At 64.6% G+C, this 17,646-nt stretch carries 15 protein-coding genes; 2 read left to right on the forward strand and 13 right to left on the reverse strand.

Features of this window, described 5'->3' with window-relative positions:
* On the forward strand, positions 1–419 hold a 419-nt coding region (locus JWQ90_RS23575), incomplete at its 5' end, for an MFS transporter (RefSeq protein ID WP_299697452.1).
* Between the two features lie 106 nt (positions 420–525).
* Here the strand turns inward: JWQ90_RS23575 and JWQ90_RS23580 are convergent.
* From JWQ90_RS23580 to JWQ90_RS23640, 13 genes are all read right to left on the reverse strand, one after another.
* Positions 526–1,554, reverse strand: a complete 1,029-nt coding sequence (locus JWQ90_RS23580) for a nuclear transport factor 2 family protein (protein ID WP_299697453.1) — start codon at positions 1,552–1,554, stop codon at positions 526–528.
* A gap of 16 nt (positions 1,555–1,570) precedes the next feature.
* The gene (locus tag JWQ90_RS23585) at positions 1,571–2,917 is read right to left on the reverse strand and encodes a copper oxidase (protein WP_366919583.1); all 1,347 of its coding nucleotides are present in this window, start codon (positions 2,915–2,917) and stop codon (positions 1,571–1,573) included.
* A 140-nt stretch (positions 2,918–3,057) separates the two neighbouring features.
* A complete protein-coding gene (locus tag JWQ90_RS23590; RefSeq protein WP_366919584.1) occupies positions 3,058–3,339 on the reverse strand; it encodes a hypothetical protein in 282 nt (93 codons plus the stop codon).
* 46 nt (positions 3,340–3,385) lie between these two features.
* Positions 3,386–5,206, reverse strand: a complete 1,821-nt coding sequence (locus JWQ90_RS23595) for a TolC family protein (RefSeq protein ID WP_299697456.1) — start codon at positions 5,204–5,206, stop codon at positions 3,386–3,388.
* A 585-nt stretch (positions 5,207–5,791) separates the two neighbouring features.
* Positions 5,792–6,937 carry a hypothetical protein gene (locus JWQ90_RS23600; RefSeq protein ID WP_299697457.1) on the reverse strand — a complete coding sequence of 382 codons (1,146 nt, stop codon included), beginning with the start codon at positions 6,935–6,937 and terminating at the stop codon, positions 5,792–5,794.
* Positions 6,934–7,836: a copper resistance protein B gene (locus JWQ90_RS23605; RefSeq protein WP_299697458.1), complete on the reverse strand. Its 903-nt coding sequence runs from the start codon at positions 7,834–7,836 to the stop codon at positions 6,934–6,936. The genes JWQ90_RS23600 and JWQ90_RS23605 overlap by 4 nt, the downstream gene beginning before the upstream one ends.
* 38 nt (positions 7,837–7,874) lie before the next feature.
* A complete protein-coding gene (locus tag JWQ90_RS23610; protein ID WP_299697459.1) occupies positions 7,875–9,581 on the reverse strand; it encodes a copper resistance system multicopper oxidase in 1,707 nt (568 codons plus the stop codon).
* Positions 9,578–9,808, reverse strand: coding sequence for a DUF2933 domain-containing protein (locus JWQ90_RS23615; RefSeq protein ID WP_299697460.1), 231 nt, complete (start codon positions 9,806–9,808; stop codon positions 9,578–9,580). The genes JWQ90_RS23610 and JWQ90_RS23615 overlap by 4 nt, the downstream gene beginning before the upstream one ends.
* A 72-nt stretch (positions 9,809–9,880) precedes the next feature.
* On the reverse strand, positions 9,881–10,327 hold the full coding sequence (locus tag JWQ90_RS23620) for a hypothetical protein (RefSeq protein ID WP_299697461.1): 447 nt from the start codon (positions 10,325–10,327) through the stop codon (positions 9,881–9,883).
* Positions 10,328–10,471: 144 nt separating this feature from the next.
* Entirely contained in the window at positions 10,472–11,248 is a 777-nt protein-coding gene (locus JWQ90_RS23625; protein ID WP_299697462.1) for a cytochrome c3 family protein, read from the reverse strand.
* A complete protein-coding gene (locus JWQ90_RS23630; protein ID WP_299697463.1) occupies positions 11,245–11,988 on the reverse strand; it encodes a hypothetical protein in 744 nt (247 codons plus the stop codon). The genes JWQ90_RS23625 and JWQ90_RS23630 overlap by 4 nt, the downstream gene beginning before the upstream one ends.
* A 2-nt stretch (positions 11,989–11,990) precedes the next feature.
* Complete coding sequence (locus JWQ90_RS23635; protein ID WP_299697464.1) at positions 11,991–14,093, reverse strand: 2Fe-2S iron-sulfur cluster-binding protein; 2,103 nt, start codon at positions 14,091–14,093, stop codon at positions 11,991–11,993.
* Positions 14,094–14,489: 396 nt separating this feature from the next.
* A complete protein-coding gene (locus JWQ90_RS23640; protein WP_299697465.1) occupies positions 14,490–14,822 on the reverse strand; it encodes a hypothetical protein in 333 nt (110 codons plus the stop codon).
* Between the two features lie 545 nt (positions 14,823–15,367).
* Here JWQ90_RS23640 and JWQ90_RS23645 point away from each other — a divergent pair.
* Positions 15,368–17,638 carry a heavy metal translocating P-type ATPase gene (locus JWQ90_RS23645; RefSeq protein ID WP_299697466.1) on the forward strand — a complete coding sequence of 757 codons (2,271 nt, stop codon included), beginning with the start codon at positions 15,368–15,370 and terminating at the stop codon, positions 17,636–17,638.
* Positions 17,639–17,646: the final 8 nt, after the last annotated feature.

Here is a 17,646-nt window from a genome sequence, read left to right on the forward strand (position 1 = left end):
ACGACCGGGCGCTGGATGATCCCGAGGTCCAACTCGGCATCAGTGGCCGCAGCGGGCCGATCAGTATCGAACTCCAGTACCGCATCCCTTCCGAGAACGCACGCGATTTCTACAAGTTCATGTGCGATGTGCAGCGCGCCCGCACGCGCAACGGTGCCTACGACTGGTCACTGTCGCGCGATATCGCCGATCCCGATCAATGGTCGGAGCGTTTCCGCTGTCCCAGCTGGCACGATTACCTGCGGCTGCGCAGCCGCCGCACGCTCGACGACAACGCGCTGTATCGGCGCGTGCGTGCCATGCACGTCGGCATCGAGCCGATCAAGGTGCGGCGCTGGCTGGACCTCCCCTCCGGCTCCATGCGCTGGCGCGAAGACGCACCGGATCACGGCGACGACAGTTTGCGCATCGCGGGTTGAGCAGAGTCATCGCCCTCTTCGCGCCGCAGTTGATGAAATATCTGGGCGGTTCGCCGGTGCGGCGCTTGCCGGGCCGGTAGCCGTGACGTCGGCGGCGGTCTGTCGATCAGGAGCCGGGCGGGTAGTCGCTGGACGACCAATGCAGATGCACGATACGCCAGCCCTGCGCGGTCCTGCGCAGCAAAGCGGTCTCGGTGCTCAGCAAATCGATGTCGCGGCCTTTCGATGATTTGCCGCGCACGCGCGTCTCGGTGTTTACCCAGGCGGTGTCGCCGCTTTCGCCACCATCGCGCTTGAGGATCTGGATCTCCGAGGTTTTCATGAAGGCGATGTCCGCGGCCAGGTGATGCGCCTGGTATTCCGAACGGGAGCGCTCGACCTCTCCGCCTTCGTAGATCACAACGTCCGGCGCCAGCCATAGGGCCGCGCCGGCGGCGTCACCGGTCTTGAGCGCGGTGGTAAACGCGTTGACCGCGTCCTGAGCGCTGCGCGCGCCGGGCGTTTCGGCCGCATGCGCCATGCCGGGCATGTCCATCGGTGCGTGCTCGTCATGCCCGTCGTGCGCGTCGCTTGCGGGCGCGGCGTCTTCATCCATGTCGTCGTGATCCATCTCGCTGCCGCTGCGCGCCGTGAGGATCTGGTATTGCGCCGGCGTCAGCGTCGGCAGCTTCTGCAGAAAGGCGACCATCGCCCAGATGCGCGCGTCGTCGTGGGTGGGGCCCCAGGCCGCCATGCCGCTGGCCTTGATGCCGTGCTTGATGATCCAGAACTGGCGCGCGGCGCTGGCCTTCGCGTCGCCGTCCTCGCTCGGCGCGATCGCGAGATTCGGCGGCGCCGGGTAGAGCCCCTTCGATATTTCCGAGCTGGTTTTTCCGGGTTTCAAATGGCAGCCGGCACACATCTCGTTGTAGTCCGGGCCGCCCGCGAGCAGCAGATCGGAGCTATCCAGATTCGGTACCTCGATGTCCTGCGTGCGCTGCGCGATCGAGCGCTCACGCAGAGTCTCCAGCGCCCAGAAGACCGCCCGGGTGTGAGGCACGTCCGCGCCGATCGGATAGGCGCCGGAATAGACCATCCCGAGCGCAGCCAGCAGTCCGGCGACGGCCAGGGCCGCCGCGATCTTCAGAATTTTCATAAGGGGACTGGCGGCCTCAACCGCCGTGTTGGGAGTGATCCATGCCCGGCATGGAAGGCATCAGGGTGTCGGGTGTCGCGGGCGCCGCCGCATTGGCGGCTGTGGCGCGATAAGGATTGCGCCTCGGCGGGTCGCCGAACTTCGGATCGAGGCTGACGCGGCGGGCGACGGCGTTCTTCGGATGCCGATACCAGCCCGGATCGCGATAGTCGCCGGCCGCGATGCCTTCGCGCACTTTGAGCACCGTGAACATGCCGCCCATTTCGATCGCGCCATACGGGCCTGCCCCCATCATCATCGGCAAAGTGTTGTCGGGGCCCTGCAGGCCCATCTCGATGTGGCCGGCGTGTTCGGACATGCCGCTTTTTCCCATCGCCATGTAGCCCGGCAGCATCTTGCGGACTTCGGCTTCCACACCCGTCTGATCGACGCCGGCCACATTCGGAACCTCATGGCCCATCGCATTCATCGTGTGATGCGACATGTGGCAGTGCAGCGCCCAATCGCCCGGTTCGGTCGGCACGAATTCCAAGTCGCGCATCTGGCCGACGCCGACGATCTCGGTCACTTCGCGTCGCCACTGCTCTTTCGGCCAGCGTCCACCGTCGCTGCCGGTTACCCAGAAGGGATTGCTGTGCAGGTGGATCGGGTGATTCCACATCGACAGATTGCCGATGCGGATGCGGATGCGTTCGCCCATGCCGGCAACCAGGTGCTCGGTCGCTGGAAACACTTTCGAGTTGAAAGTCCACAGATCGAAGTTCTGCATCACCGACGGGTCCGGCCGGAAGGTGCCCGGACGCAGGGCCCAGTTGTGCAGCAGGAACGCATAATCGCGATCGATACGCAGCGCTTCGCCCGCCTCGGGGTGGATGATGAACAGGCCCATCATGCCGAAGGCCATCTGCGTCATTTCGTCGGCATGCGGGTGGTACATGTGCGTGCCGTGCTGCTTGAGCGTGAACTCGTAGACGAAGGTTTCGCCCGGCGCGATGTGCGGCTGGTTGAGCCCGCCGACGCCGTCGTAGCCGTTGGGCAGATCGATGCCGTGCCAGTGCACCGTGGTCGGTTCGCCCAGCGCATTGGTCACGAAGATGCGCACGCGATCGCCTTCGACCGCTTCGATCGTCGGCCCCGGCGTGGTGCCGTTATAGCCCCAGCACTTGGCGCGACAACCGGGCGCGAACTCATGCTCGACTTCCTCGGCGACCAGATGGAATTCCTTGACGCCGCCCTGTACCCGATGCGGCAGGGTCCAGCCGTTGAGCGTGCGCACCGGCACGTAGCCCTGTGCGTCGCGCTGCAAGGCCGCCGGTGGTGCCAACTCCGCTGGTGGCGGTATCGGCTGGGTGCTCTCGCGCATCTTCATGTCGCCCATCTGAGACGAGGACATGTTGCTCATGTCGTGGCCCTCGTGCTGTGCGCGCGCGCTGGTGGCGACACCGGCCAGCAGGCCGGCGCCGCTCGCGCTCACGACCTGCAGCAGATCACGTCTTGTGACCATCAGTGGCCTCCGTGATCGTCAGTGGTCTTCGGGGCGTCCATCTTCATGCCTTTCATGTCGCCGGCCGGCATCGGCTTGCTCATGCACTTGTCGTGCATCGCCTTCATCACCGGGTCGTTCATATCCATCTTCGACATATCCATGTCCTTCATCGACGCGCAGTCGGGGCCGGCCTTGGCGGCGGCGGCTTCCTTCTCATGTTCCTTCGGATCGTGTGCAATTGCGCTCTGCGCGATGAACAGGGCAGCGGTTACCAGCGTGATGCGGGTCAGGTTCTTCATGGTGTTACTCCGATTGAGGGGCGCGTCGCGCCCGGTTTGAAAATCATTAATGCGCATGGGGCACTTCCTGGATGACGGGCTGTTCCGGAGACTTCTTTGGGTCGGGCATCGCCGAAGGCTCCATACCCTTCATCTCGTGTCCGCTCGCTGGCTTGGCCGGCGGTTTTGCAGTGGCGCCGCTTTGCGAGTGATCCATGCCTTCCATACCCGGCATGTCACCCATGGGCATGTCCTTCATGTTGTGCGGCGCTGCGGGCTTGGCGGATTTGGATGGGGCTGCCGGTTTCGACTGGCTGCCTTTGGGCTGCATGCCCTTCATTCCGGGCATTTCCATCGGCCTGTCGCCGCCGCCTTGCATGTTCATGCCCGGCATATCGCCCATTGGCGCTGGCTGACCAGCGGGCTCCATGCCGCTCATGCCTTCCATACCGCTCATCGAGCCGCCGTGATGCATGTGGCCCATACCGCCGCCCTTGGGCTTGGTCAGCTCCTTGGGATCGAGCGTGGCATTCACAGCTTGATCGCTGCTCGGCAGCCGCTGCCCCACGGCGCGTGTGAGTTCGGTTCTCGCGAGCCAGTAGTCGCGCACCGCTTCGAGGTAGCCGGCGTAGGCGTCGTATTCCTGCTGCTTGGCCACCAGCAGATCGAAAATGCCGATCAGCATGTAGTTGACCTCGCCCTGCATCTGCGCAACCACCGCTTCACGCTGGGGGATCAGGCTGCCGCGGTAGCGTTCGATGCGGGCTCGGGTCGCATCGACCTTGGCGCGAGCGAGTTTGATGTCGTTGCTGCTGCCGATGACCAGCGTGTCGAGTTCGGCTTCGGCCTGGTCGAGTGCGGCTTGCGCAGCGGCTACCCGACCGCCGCCCCAGTTGAACAAGGGCAGCTCGAACTGCAGTGTCGGCCCGACGTTGATGGCGCCGTCATAATCCTTCTCGCGCTCGACGCCGACCTCGATGTTGTTGATGAAGCGCGTATGGCGCTGCAGGCCGTAGCGAGCGGACAGCGCAGCCGCGTTTTTGCGAGCGGCCTCGATGTCGAGACGGGACTTCGCACCGAGCTGCTGCAACGCCGCCAGGTCGTCTTCCTGGGGCAGCGGCTCCGCCAGTCGCGCATCGAGCTGCCAGGTGTCCTGATCGGCAGACAGCCCCATGACGCGGTTGAGCGCGGTGCGAGCGGCCACGGCATCGGCGCCGGCCGACAGCGCGTCGAGCTGCGCCTGGCTGGCAGCAGCTTGTTCGGAGGCGAGTTCGCGCTTGCTGATGTTGCCGGCGTCGAAGAAGCGCTGGGCAAGATCGGCCGAGCCCTGCGCCGACTTCGCCACGGTCTCGCGCATCTGGGCGAGCTGGTTGGCACCGACGGCTTCGTAATATGCCGCCTCGACGTCGGCCGCGAGGTTCACCGCCGCCGAGGCTACCGACAGCTTCGCGGCTTCAAATTGCGCACCGGCATAACGGGAGTTCGCCGGGATGAACAGCAGGTTGACGAAATTGAAGGCGATACCCAGCGTCAGTTGCGCATTGGCCGCCGACGGATCGCCGGCATGCAGACGCGATGCGGAGAACACCGGGTTGGCGAGGCGCCCCGCTTCGTACACATCGGCTGCCGCCAGCCCCAGACGCGCCGATTCCTTGCGCACGGCGGGGCTGTTGACGAGCGCGATCTGCACCGCAGCTTCGGGGGTTAGCGGACGGCCGACCAAGTCGCGGGTGAAAGATGCAGCATCCGCAGGCTGCGGTAGTGCACGACCACGATCGGCTGCGTACTGCGACGTCTGACCGCGGCCCCAATCGAATGGCACCGAAGCGCAGCCGCTGAGCATCGCCAGCGCGATGGCGCCGGGCGCGACTAATTTGTTTGAAAACACGAAACCTCCAAGCATTCCTGGGTCGGAACATGCGGCGAGCGCATGACCGATGTTGAGAGCCGGCGGACAGGGGCACGCCCTGCCGCTAACGCGGCTTCATTCAGGAAATACTGGGAGGTCGAAAGAGATCGAGTCCGTGTGCAGTGGAAACGGCAACTGACTGGGTACGGACAACGGGAAGGCTGTGCGAAAACGTGAGGACGACAGAGCGGGCACCGGCCATACCCGTACACGAAACAGTGCACTGCCCCGAGCAGACACAGCCCGATCCACAACCGCAGATCGATGCCGCCGCCGACTTCTTGACGGCAGTCGTGTGACTGGCTCCCATCATCGAATTCGGTTCGGTGCCCATAGCGGCCATCGTCATCAGATGGCCATTCATCATGTGCTGCATCGGCTTCGTCTGACCGGCGTGCGTGCAGCGAACATCGGACACGCTCGCGACCGCCTGGAAGCAAAGCATCCAGGCCATCAGTGCCACGAGCAGGGTTCGAGTTCGTTTCATCGGGTCGCAATTTGTAGTCTTTTGCAAGACCATACGCAAGCCATGGTCGTTCCGCTCACCGCGAAATCGGCTTTGACTCAGATCAAGGGCCGCTTCACTTCATAGGCGGGTTTCATGGCTGCGGCCAGCGCCCCGATCAGGCAGCAGGCCGCCTCCACGCGCAGCGGTGCGAAGCCGCTGCCCGGTTCGCGCATGCCCACGACCTGGCCCTGGAACACGCGGGCTGCGGCGCCGATGACCTGGCCCCGATCGGCGAAGAATCGAACGTCGTACTTCCATTGCCTGCCGTCGCGATCGATCACCGGATGCGGCGCATAGCGCTGAGCGAGATAGTCGTCGGCGGGCAGCTCGGCCAGCTTGCGGCGGCTGATGCTTTTGCCGATGTACACGCCGCGGCTGGCATAGCCGGAGACCGGCTTGAAAACCCATTCGCTTCGGTCGGCGTACCAGGCCTCCACCGTTCGTGTGTTCATGGGCAGGGTCTCCGCGATGCGAAACGACAGTCCGGTAATGGCGTCGGTTGCCAGCTCCGGCTGTACCGACCATTCCACCAAGCGCCGCTTGTCGGCGATGGCCTCATAAGCCTCCGGCGAGGGCGCGAGTATCGTCGACTTCTCCAGTACGGCACGGCGCACCGACGCGTGCCCTGGCTCGGTCAACAAAAAATCCGTGCTGCGCCAATACACGCGGTCGATCGCCGTCTCGCCGTGCCGGAGACGCCCGTCGTGGTAGTTGAGATCGGCCGCATCGAGTACCAGAACCTCGGCGGCGAACGGACGCATCAGGTCGGCCAGAGCCCGCATCTCGGCAAGCAGGGGCTGCGCCGCGAGGCTATCGTCGACGATGGCAACGATACCGGTTCTGTCACGGTCAAGGCCCAGCAGATCCCGGCGGAACAGCGCGAGCAATCGCGCTTCCAGTTGCCCATGCTCCCAGTCCGCGCAGCATTCATTGCCGTTGCGCGCCGCCTGCATCGCGGTCAACACGCCGCCGGCGTTGGTGTTGACTTCGATCAGGACTGGTCCATCCGGCATCGGATGTACGTCGTAGCTCAGCAGCAGGGGGCGCGAGTCGGCCATCGGGTTGGCCGCCACGATCCGCGACCAGAGCGCGGCAATGCCCGCCGACACCAGGTGCAAGGTAAGCGGCGAGACCGGCACCGGCTGATCGAGAACGGGGACGCCGAACGAGCTGAGAATGACCTTAGGTGCTTGCTCCGTCACCACCACATCCGGATGCCCGCTACGAACCGGCGTTCGTCGATTGAACCTCCCTCCGCGCGGCGGCGGTCGGCGGTGCCGTCGAAAGATCGCTCCCACACATAGCCCACGTAGGGCGCGAACTTGCGGTGCAGCTCGTAACGCAGGCGCAAGCCGCCTTCGACATTGCCGAGGCCCGCACCCAGGCCGCGCTCGTTCTCAGGCTCGCTGTAGGCGTTTGCTTCGATGCTGGGCACCATAAACAGGCGGTTGGTTAAACGCATGTCGTAAGCGAGCTTGATCCGCGCCGATAGTCGCCCGTCGTCGCCGACGTAGCCAGTGGCTTCGATCTGAAACAAATAAGGCGCCAAGCCCTGGATGCCCGCCGCCAGATAGGTATGCGCACCGGCGCCAAAGTCCTGGCGCAGCCCGAGCTGCGTTCCCCAGAACGCCGCGGTGGGGCGATACCACAGCACCTCAGCACTCGTGGTCGGATCGATCTCGCCCGGCAGCTTGAGGCCCTGGCTGCGCAGCCACAGCTTGTTGCGGTCGTCGCCGTAGTTGCCTTGCAGGCTCCAGGCGTAGCCCTCGCCTTCGTTGCCGGACAGAAATTCCAACTCGTCCGCCAGCAGCGTGCCGAAGGCGATCCGGTCGGTTCGTTCCATGCCCGGCATGCCGGTGTATTCGTAGCCCTCGGCGTAGGCCTCGGGATCGCGCGCGTCGGGCGCCGCGGTGTCGCCTTGCATGGGTTCCATCGGCTTCGCCGGTGCCTGAGCCTCAGCGCTCATGCCCGGCATCGGTTCCATTGGGGGCGTTGGCGTTGGTTCGGAGACGAGAGGCTGAGGTGTCGGCTTGGCGGGCATCTCCATGCCCGGCATCGCGTCCTGGGCGGCGGCTGTGACGTTCGCCGACGCCAGCAGCAAACCGCCAGCCAGGGCAGCCCTGCGCCAAGCCCTGGCGTTCATGCGACCACCACTTCGCGGAACATGCCCGCGGCCATGTGATAGAGCAGATGGCAGTGAAAGGCCCAGCGGCCGGGCGCATCGGCGGTCACGCCAAAGCTGATGCGCTGCGCCGGCTGCACCGTGATCGTGTGCTTGCGCACCTGGAACGCGCCACCTTCCGATTCCAGCTCCATCCACATCCCATGCAGATGCATGGGATGAATCATGTTGGTGTCGTTGGCCAGAATCACCCGCAGCCGTTCGCCGCTGCGGAAGTGTATGGGTTTGGCGTCACTGAACTTGACGCCGTCGAACGACCACTCGAAGCGCTCCATGTTGCCGGTCAGGTGCAGCTCGATTTCGCGGCCGGGTGGGCGCGTGTCGATCGAGCCTCCGGGCGTACGCAAGTCGGCGTAGGTCAGCACGCGGCGTCCGTTGTTGCGCAGGTTCGGACCCGGATCGTCGAGATTGCTGCGCGGACTATCCACGCGCATGTCCACGCCGGGACCGTATTCACTGCGTGCGTGACGGGTCTTTTTCGGCATGGACGCTGCACCGGTGGCCCCGTCTACCATCGGGGCCATGGCCGCCATCGCTCCCATCATGTCGGTCTCGCTCAACCACACCGGCGCGTCGGGCCGCGGCACGTCGGCTTGCATGCCGGCGCGCGGCGCGAGTGTGCCGCGGGCGTAGCCGGTGCGGTCCATGGTTTGCGCAAAGATCGTGTAGGCGCGGTCGTCCGGCATCTGCACGATCACATCGTAGGTTTCGCCGGGGCCAATGCGGACTTCGTCGACTTCCACCGGCGCCACGTCCTGACCGTCTGTGGCGACGACGTTCAGCTTGAGACCGGGAATGCGCACATCGAAGTAGGTCGCGGTGCCGGCGCCGATGAAGCGCAGCCGCACGCGCTCACCCGCGCGGGCGATGCCCGTCCAGTTGCTTGCGGGCGTAGTGCCGTTCATCAGATAGGTATAGGTCGCGCCCGACACGTCGCTGTAGTCGGTCGGGCTCATGCGCGCGCGGTTCCACATTACGCGCCGCTTGTGCGCACCGGCCACACCCAGTCGCGACAGATCTTTGAGAACGTCGCCGGTGGTGGGCAGCCCGTAGTTGTAGTAGCTGCCCATCTTTTTCAGATTGAGATACACCTGCAGCGGGGCCTCGTCGGTCCAGTCGCTGAGCAGCACGGTGTAGTCGCGATCAGTGCGCAGTGGTGCCACCACGCGCGGTTCGACGACGATGGCGCCATACAAGCCGGTCTGCTCGTGCAGCGTGTGCGCGTGGTACCAGTGGGTGCCCGATTGGCGCAGCGTGAATCGATAGGTGAACGTCTCACCGGCGGCGATACCCGGAAAACTGATGCCGGGCACGCCATCCATCTCAGGCGGTACCAGCAGGCCGTGCCAATGCACGGCGGTCGGCTCGCTCAGGCGGTTGGTTACGCGCAAGCTGATCGCATCACCCTCGCGGATGTGCAATACCGGCGCGGGCACTTGGCCGTTGACGGCCGTGGCCATGCTGGCCCTGCCCGTAAAATTCACCGGCAGCTCGGCGATCTCCAGGTCGAACTCGGTGCCGCGCAATTCGGTCTGCGCACCGGTAGTCGCCAGCAAGCGCGCGGGCCAGGTACCGAAAGCGCCCAGCGCGGCGGTAGCCGCCACCCCTTGTACGAAACGGCGGCGGGTCACTGGACTGGTCACTGGGGCTCGCGGGTCGATCATTGGCGTTTGTTCGACGAATCGGCGCCGTGGCGATGCCCGCCGTGTCCGAAAATGTGCATCAGCGGACAGGCCAGGATCAGCCCCCAGAACAGCACCAGGCCGATGTGGCCTTGATGCTCGGTCGAATACCAGTAGCAGGCCGCCGCAAGCGCAAGCAACACGCCAGTGGCGAGCCAGAGCTGGGTTCGTCGGCTCAACCCCGATGAATGTTCATGAACGCTTTGCATCACTGACTCTCCGGGTTCTCAAACGACGGCTGCTGCTGCGCCGGATCTCGGTTCAGCAGCGTAGATGCCTGACTACATGTCCGACATCGGCTGGTCCGGCATCGGCTTGGGATCGACGGCCGGCGGCGGCATCTTCATCGCGTCGTCGCCCTTTTCCATGCAGCCCATGCCCATGCAGCCCTTTTTCATAGGCGGATCGGCAGGCGGTGTGGCGCCTCCGTCCTTGGGCATGTTCGACATGCCCTTGCCGGGCGGCTTGCTCATCGGCATGCCCTGCGCCTGTTGCAGTTGTTGAACCTGCGCGCGCAAGGATTTGATTTCCTGCTCCAGCTGCGCGTTGCTGCGCGGTGTGGTTGTTGGCGCCTTCGCTGCCGGCGCCGGAGTGCTGGTTGTGGCGGCAGGCGGGGTCATGGGCGCCATAGGCTCCATGTCCGCGTAGGCCGCTGTCGTGGCCACACCGAGGACAAGAACGGCCGCGGCCAAGCGGGCGGGAGCGGTTTTCATCAAACGGGTTTGCATCGAGGTATCTCCGGTAAAAGTGGGTGCAGAGGTTTCAGCTCTTGCCGGGCGTCTTGTGCTGATGAGCCTTTGCAGCAAGCTTGATACGACCTCAGTGTCCGGGAGCGTCCTTCGCGGCGCATTGACTCCGGTCAATCGAGATTTTCAGTGGTGTTTGTAAAAACCGACGCCGACAATGTCGTTCCAGCTGGTGGTGTTGTGGCACTCGAAACACTGATCCACGCGCGCGCCTTCCTTGCCGGCGAACTTCTGCGAGACCATCGAGAAATGCTCCATGAGATGGCTCGGAGGCGGTTGATGGCACTGCACGCAATCCTTGGAACTGGGTGACGGATGCTGGTAACCGGGCACGACCCAAGACTCAAACGCATGGCATTGCGCGCAGTCACTGCCAAAGCGCTTGAGGTGTGGGTCCTTGTTGTCGTGGCACCCCGCGCAATTGAGAGCCTCGCGCGCCGTGCTGGCGTCGAGTTGTTTTGGGCTGTTGATGTGCAGCCAGATTTCGAGCGACTGAAGTGTGGCAGCGCTTTCCGGGTCGCTGCGAGAAGCGCGCGCAAGGGTTCTTGTACCGATTCTGGCAAGAGCCAGGTGATCCATCACCACCGGCCGCACACCCGTCGTTTGATGTTCGATGTGACAAGCCGAACATTCCTGCACGCTCGCGTGGAAGGCGGTCGGCTGACGCCCGAGCAGTCGCTCCGCAATGGCATGGCAGGCCGTGCACTTCGCTACTGTGACTCCCACGGCCGGCTGGTGGCAGGCACCGCACTGGCTGCTGAGATAGGCGTGCCCCGGCGACAGCGGACCCGGACTGAGCATTTTCTGCGCCGCAGCCGATGCCGGCGCGTAGTGGCGCACTGCGAACACGGCGCTTGCGGCCACCACCGCGATCAGCAGCAAGCAAAGCGCGACTCGCTTCATGGCAACCACCGCAGGCCGAAGTAAATGCCGGCACCGATATGCAGCGCCAGCAGCCCGTAGAAGACGATAGACAGAGCGATGTGCAGGTTCAGCGCGCGAGCGAACCAGCGCTTGAAGAACTCATCCATGCGGATGGCATATTCGAGATCGGCCACGGACTCGGCGATGCGAGTGACCTCGGCGGCAGGGCCGCTGGCCGGCAGCCCGATCCCCAACGACGCCAGCCCCGAGCTGAAGACGAACGCCTTCGAGCCCGCGGGTAGTTCTGCCGGAGCCTGCTCGATCACGCCCCAGGCGTGATCGAGATCGCCTCTTGCGGTTTGCAGCAGGATCAACTTGTCTTTGATGTCGCGGCTGACGTAGGTCAGCAGGTAGCGAACTGCGATGCCGCTGACAACGACCAACAACAACACCGCCGTCAAGACCACGCCCAGCGGACTGTCGAACTTGTGCCCGGTGTGGATGATCGCGAGCAAGGGGCCAAAAATGCCGGCATAGACGTGCAAGCTCATCCAGGACTGCATCGAGACGTATGGCGTGATGCGCTGGTGAAAATACGGGATGCGTTTGACGATGGGATACGCGAGCGGCATCAGCATCAGCACCGCGCCCGCGATTCCGAAGGCGGTGCCAATGCCACTGCCCGGAAAGCGCGGCGAGCGATGGACGAGAAAGCCCAGCCAGGCCAGCAGCAACACACTCAGCACACCCATGACCACGATGCGTTCGCGCTCTTTCATGGCTAGGCCTCAACCACGATCTCAGCCTTGGGCTTGGCCTGGCAGGCGAGGATGACGCCTTTAGCCTTGTCATCGGTGTCGAGAGCGTCCTCGACCGCCATCTCGACTTCGCCGGATCTCATCGTCACCTTGCACACCCCGCAGGTACCGACACGGCAGGAGAATTCGATGCCGATGCCCAACTCCTCGGAGAGTTCCAGCACGGTCTGGCCGCTGCGGCTGTTGGAAGATTTATTGCTCTTCGCAAAGCTCACCCGGGGACCGGTGGCCGGGGCCATGAGCCGGGCTGAGGTGCCCGCTGCGGCCGGGGTTGGCGCGGCACTGCCAAAGTCCTCGGTCTTCACCTGCTTGGGCGGAACGCCCATCTCTGCCAACAGTGTCTTGATAGCGTCCATCATCACTGGCGGCCCGCACAGATGGATTCTGCGCGAGGTGAGATCCGGCACCGTCTGCGTCAGCAGTTCCCGGGTGATGCGTCCGCGTGGCCCCTGCCAGTCGGTGCCTTCCGGGCGTTCCATCGTCACGGTGACGTGCAGCTTTGAATTGAACCGCTGAAGCTCAGCGAGATCTTTCGCAAAAATGAAATCGGCGGGTGAGCGGCAGGCGTAGAGAAAGAAAATGTCGCCGGTCCATGCACGCTCGGTGAGAAAGCGCGCGATGCTCATCATCGGTGTGATCCCGACGCCGCCGGCGATCAGCACGATGCTGCTGGCCTCGGCGCCGGTGAACGTAAAGCGTCCGACCGGGCCGCCCGCTTCAATCACATCGCCGACCTTGAGCACATCATCGACGTGCCGAGAGACCGCTCCCCGAGGCTCGCGGCGCACGGTGAGGTCCACAAAGCCGCGCTGCGTTGGCGATGACGATATGGAGTAGGAGCGGTTCATCTTTGCGCCGCCAATCCACAATGAGACGTTGAGGAACTGACCGGGTAGAAAGGTAAACGGCAGCCGTCCGGCGCCCGACGATGGCAGCAAGCGCAGCGTTTTGACGCTCGGCGTTTCGATGATGACGCTGCCCACGCGCAGTTGCCCACGCCACTTGGCGGTCAATGGCGCTGCTGCTACGGGGGCGTCGGGAACGACGAAGGCCGACTGCACTTCAGGCGCCGCAACGAATGCTGGTGGCCTTCTAGCCAGCGAGGCTGCTGCAGCGTCCTGCGTGGCAGGTGGTGGAGCCCCGGCGGCGGGTGGCGTCGGGGGCGGCGTCGGGCCGGGTGCTCCGGCAGGCGGCGGTGACGATCCCGGCGGCGACCCATCAGGGCCGCCTTCGAGACGCCCAAAGAGTGCCGCTGCGCGGCGCATCTTGAGGACGGAGAGGATAACCATCGCCAGCGCAAACGCGATCAACAGCAACATCGTGGTGAGGTGAAACACCTTGACGCCGGCGGACGTGTGCGATGCTCCAGTGACAATGGGCGATGCCAGGTTCATCTCGCGCTTGAACCAGTCCAATGCCAGGTTGCGCGGCGACTTGCCCTCGGTCAGCACGCGCTGCGCGGCGATGCCAGCGCCCACTTCGCCGAGCGCCTCGCGCATCAGGCCGACCGCTTGCTGCATAGCGGCGTGGTCGCTGGCTTGCGTGGCCTGGTTGAGCGCCTCATAGCTGCTCGCCAATTGCGCCAAACCTTTGCTGAGCTGGTGATTCGCCAGTGCTTCAATCTCGGCGCGTTTCTCCGTGGTGAGTGCCGGCAGCGTCATCAGCGACGGATAAATCGGCGTCTTGGCGGCACCGCCGGCTCCACAACCCGCAGCCATGCAGCCACCCATCGCCGCTGGTGCAGCTGTGCCGGCTATGCCTGCCGCCGCCGCGCCGATTTCCGGCGCAGGCGCTGCCATCGCCGCTGCACCGGAGCCGGCGGGGGCCATCATCTTGCCCATCTTGCCCATCATGTCCATCATCCCGCCGCCCGCCGTAGCCGGTGAGGCAGGTGCGTCAGCGGTGGCGGGTGCGGCCATCGGCGCAGCGGGTGTCGTTGTGGGTGCAACGGGCGCGCCTGCGGCCGGATGATGGCTGGCATGACCGCTATCCGTCTGAGCGTCCGCGGGAAGCGCGGCGAGCGTCAGCGCCGCGGCGAAAACATGGATCGCGACTGCACGATTCATAGGTTCCCCTGTTTTCAAGCTGAGCCTTGGCGAGCGCTCAAGCCAGCAATAACCTCAGGGCGGCGATCGCCACCTTTGGGGGCGGCAATACCGTGATAGATCGGCGGAGTTTCGTTCTTCAGGCCGGGCAGGTCGTACACGCGATGCACGGCGCCACGGACCGAACACTCCATCGTGGAGACGACGTCTTCCGGTATTTCCACGTATTAGCCAAGCAACGCAAACTCCTGATGCCTGGCCCAGCTAAACCCGCATATACGGACAGCCCTCATGGTGCGAGAGCTTCTACGTGCAAGGCGCCGGGCCGTCGGTCTGGCAGCGCACATAACCTGCCCCCGTCCACAACGCGGCGCTTGCGTTTGCATGGAAATGTCTCCGGGAAGAGGAGAGTACGTTTCAGCCCTGTCCGGGTTCTTTGTGCTTGTGCGGGCCGGTTTTCGGCTCCGGCGACGTGTCGGAGCTGTCGCAGTCTTTCATGTGCATCGCCGGGTCCATACCCTTCATGCCGCGCGTATCCGGCATCGGATGGTCCTTGGCGTCGTGCGTCATCGCTTCGGTACCCGCCTTCGGCGTGCAAGTGACGGTGGGCTTGTTGGCCGGGTCATGGATCTTGGGGTCCATGCCTTGCATTCCGCGGGTCTGCGGCATCGGGGCGGCCTCGTCGGCGGCGTAAGCCAAGCCGGTCAAAATCAGACAGGCGGCAGCAATGCTGAGGGACATCTTGTTCATGAGATAACTCCAATTGAGTGTTTTGCAGCAGAGCAATACCGGCTGCCGCGAGCCCGGGTAACGATTGAACAGAGCCACAGTGTCATGGCCGGACCGCCATGGCGCATTGACTCAGATCAATCTGCTTTTTTGAGTTTTGGGGTGATGCTGGAGACCAGAGCACCTTTGGTGCTCCGATGGATTGATCACACAGGTCCCACCCGAGCGCGCAAACTTGGATACAGCTCTTGACTCTGGACTATGGTCCAGCCTTTACAGTGTGCCTCGCGTCATTTTTTTACCGGACACGGTGCGCTGTCCGAATGCCCCATCGTCAACGCATTGAGCCAGGAACCATCATGAGCAGCTGCGGAAACACCAAGTCTCAAAGTATCGACGCTCCTTCAAAGCCGGCGTCCCGGCCGACGGCGTCGTTGCCGACAGGCGCCCCGCACGAATCGAAATCCTGCTGCTCAGGAAAACCTGCAACAGCCGCGATGCCCGAAGTTTCGGTACATCAACACCATCACCATCCTGGTGGCGACCGGGATAGCGACGCATCCGGGATGGAAAAGGATCCGGTCTGCGGCATGTCCGTCGATCCGAAGACCGCACGCTCTCAAGTGCATGCCGGCCACACCTACTACTTCTGCAGCCAGGGTTGTCAGACCAAGTTCACTGCCGATCCCGAGAAATACCTGAAGCCCGCGATGGCCGAAGCGGTGGTGGCATCCGAGGGCACGATCTACACCTGCCCCATGCACCCTGAGATTCGCCGGGACCATCCCGGCAACTGTCCCAAGTGCGGCATGGCGCTGGAACCGGAGATGCCGAATCTGCAGGCCGAGGATAATCCCGAGTTGCGCGACTTCACGCAGCGCTTCTGGTGGACGCTGCCGCTCTCGGTGATCGTGATGGCACTGGCGATGCTCGGGCATGGTCTTGGCCTGATGAGCATGGCCACGCAGTCCTGGGTCGAGTTGATCTTGGCCACTCCGGTGGTGCTGTGGGCCGGTTGGCCGTTCCTCGAACGCGGCGTGCGATCGATCGGCCAGCGCAGCCCGAACATGTTCACGCTGATCGGGCTCGGCGTTTCCTCCGCCTACGTCTACAGCGTGATTGCCACACTCGCACCCGGAGCGTTCCCGACGGCTTTTGCCGCGCACGGCCGCATCGGCGTGTACTTCGAGGCCGCTGCCGTCATCGTGTCGCTGACCCTGCTTGGCCAGATTCTCGAACTGAAGGCACGCTCGCAAACCTCGGCCGCGATCCGCTCGCTGCTGGGCCTGGCACCCAAGACCGCGCGGCGTCTGCGCAGCGACGGCCTGGAGGAAGATGTGCCGCTCGACCAGGTCCAGGTCGGTGATCGCCTGCGCGTGCGCCCGGGCGAGAAGGTGCCGATCGACGGCGTCGTGCTGGAGGGCGAAAGTCACGTCGATGAATCGATGCTCACCGGCGAGCCGGTGCCGGTTCACCGCAAGCCGGGCGACGCGGTGATCGGCGCCACACTCAACGGCAACGGCAGTCTGGTGGTCCGTGCCGAGAAGGTCGGTACCGGCACCTTGCTGTCGCAGATCGTGCAGATGGTGGCGCAGGCGCAGCGCAGCCGGGCGCCGATGCAGCGCATGGCCGACGCGGTGAGCTTCTGGTTCGTGCTCGGCGTGATCGGCATCGCGCTGACGACGCTGCTGGTTTGGGGACTGTTCGGTCCCGAGCCGTCATGGGTGTACGGTTTCATCAACGCGGTCGCGGTGCTGATCATCGCCTGTCCCTGCGCGCTGGGCCTGGCCACGCCGATGTCGATCATGGTGGCCACCGGGCGCGCCGCGAGTTCCGGCGTGCTGTTCCGCGATGCCGCGGCCATCGAGATGCTGCGCAGGATCGACACGCTGATCGTCGACAAGACCGGCACGCTGACTCAGGGCGCGCCCGCTTTCCATAGCGTGCAGGCCGTGGCGGGCTACACGAGCCGCCAGGTGTTGCAGCTGGCCGCCAGTCTCGACCAGGGCAGCGAGCATCCGCTGGCCGCGGCCATCGTCACCGAGGCGCGGGCCAAGGGCGTCGCTCTGTCGGCAGTACAGGGTTTCGAAGCGGTCACCGGTATCGGTGTGCGCGGTGTCGTGGATGGACAGGCGCTGACGCTGGGCAATACCGCGCTGATGCAGCAGACCGGCGCGGACACCGCACCGCTCACCGCGGCGGCCGAGGCGCTGCGCGCCGAGGGTGCGAGCGTGATGTTCCTGGCCGTCGACGCTCGTCTCGTGGGCCTGGTCGCGGTTTCCGATCCGATCAAGCCCTCGACGCCGGAGGCCTTGAAGACCTTGCGGGCGCTCGGCATCGAGGTGGTCATGGCCACCGGCGACGGCGTCACCACCGCGCGTGCGGTTGCGCAGCGCCTGGGCATCACGGAGTTCTACGGCGAGATCCGCCCCGAGGGGAAAGCCAGGCTCGTGGCCGATTCCAAAGCCAAGGGACGCCGGGTTGCGATGGCGGGTGACGGCATCAACGACGCGCCGGCACTTGCGGGTGCCGACGTCGGCATCGCGATGGGCACCGGTACCGACGTGGCCATGAACAGCGCGCACATCACGCTGGTGAAAGGCGACCTGCTCGGCATCGCGCGGGCCATCGATATCTCGCAGGCGACGGTGCGCAATATGAAACAGAACCTGGGTTTCGCGCTGCTCTACAACAGCCTGGGCGTGCCGATCGCCGCCGGTGTGCTGTACCCGATTTTCGGCATCCTGCTGTCGCCGATGCTGGCGGCATTGGCGATGAGCCTGAGTTCAGCGTCGGTGGTGGGCAATGCACTGCGGCTGCGCGGCAGGACTTCTTAGCGGCGGTC

The sequence above is a fragment of the Hydrocarboniphaga sp. genome, assembly GCF_028291725.1.
In the GTDB taxonomy this organism is placed as follows: domain Bacteria; phylum Pseudomonadota; class Gammaproteobacteria; order Nevskiales; family Nevskiaceae; genus Hydrocarboniphaga.

Bases quoted from the DNA above. Each gene is read 5' to 3' on its own strand.
- JWQ90_RS23610 (WP_299697459.1), bottom strand. From the start codon at position 9,581: ATGATCGACCCGCGAGCCCCAGTGACCAGTCCAGTGACCCGCCGCCGT.
- JWQ90_RS23620 (WP_299697461.1), bottom strand. From the start codon at position 10,327: ATGCAAACCCGTTTGATGAAAACCGCTCCCGCCCGCTTGGCCGCGGCC.
- JWQ90_RS23585 (WP_366919583.1), bottom strand. From the start codon at position 2,917: ATGCGCGAGAGCACCCAGCCGATACCGCCACCAGCGGAGTTGGCACCA.
- JWQ90_RS23615 (WP_299697460.1), bottom strand. From the start codon at position 9,808: ATGCAAAGCGTTCATGAACATTCATCGGGGTTGAGCCGACGAACCCAG.
- JWQ90_RS23640 (WP_299697465.1), bottom strand. From the start codon at position 14,822: ATGAACAAGATGTCCCTCAGCATTGCTGCCGCCTGTCTGATTTTGACC.
- JWQ90_RS23590 (WP_366919584.1), bottom strand. From the start codon at position 3,339: ATGAAGAACCTGACCCGCATCACGCTGGTAACCGCTGCCCTGTTCATC.
- JWQ90_RS23625 (WP_299697462.1), bottom strand. From the start codon at position 11,248: ATGAAGCGAGTCGCGCTTTGCTTGCTGCTGATCGCGGTGGTGGCCGCA.
- JWQ90_RS23645 (WP_299697466.1), top strand. From the start codon at position 15,368: ATGGAAAAGGATCCGGTCTGCGGCATGTCCGTCGATCCGAAGACCGCA.
- JWQ90_RS23580 (WP_299697453.1), bottom strand. From the start codon at position 1,554: ATGAAAATTCTGAAGATCGCGGCGGCCCTGGCCGTCGCCGGACTGCTG.
- JWQ90_RS23635 (WP_299697464.1), bottom strand. From the start codon at position 14,093: ATGAATCGTGCAGTCGCGATCCATGTTTTCGCCGCGGCGCTGACGCTC.
- JWQ90_RS23630 (WP_299697463.1), bottom strand. From the start codon at position 11,988: ATGAAAGAGCGCGAACGCATCGTGGTCATGGGTGTGCTGAGTGTGTTG.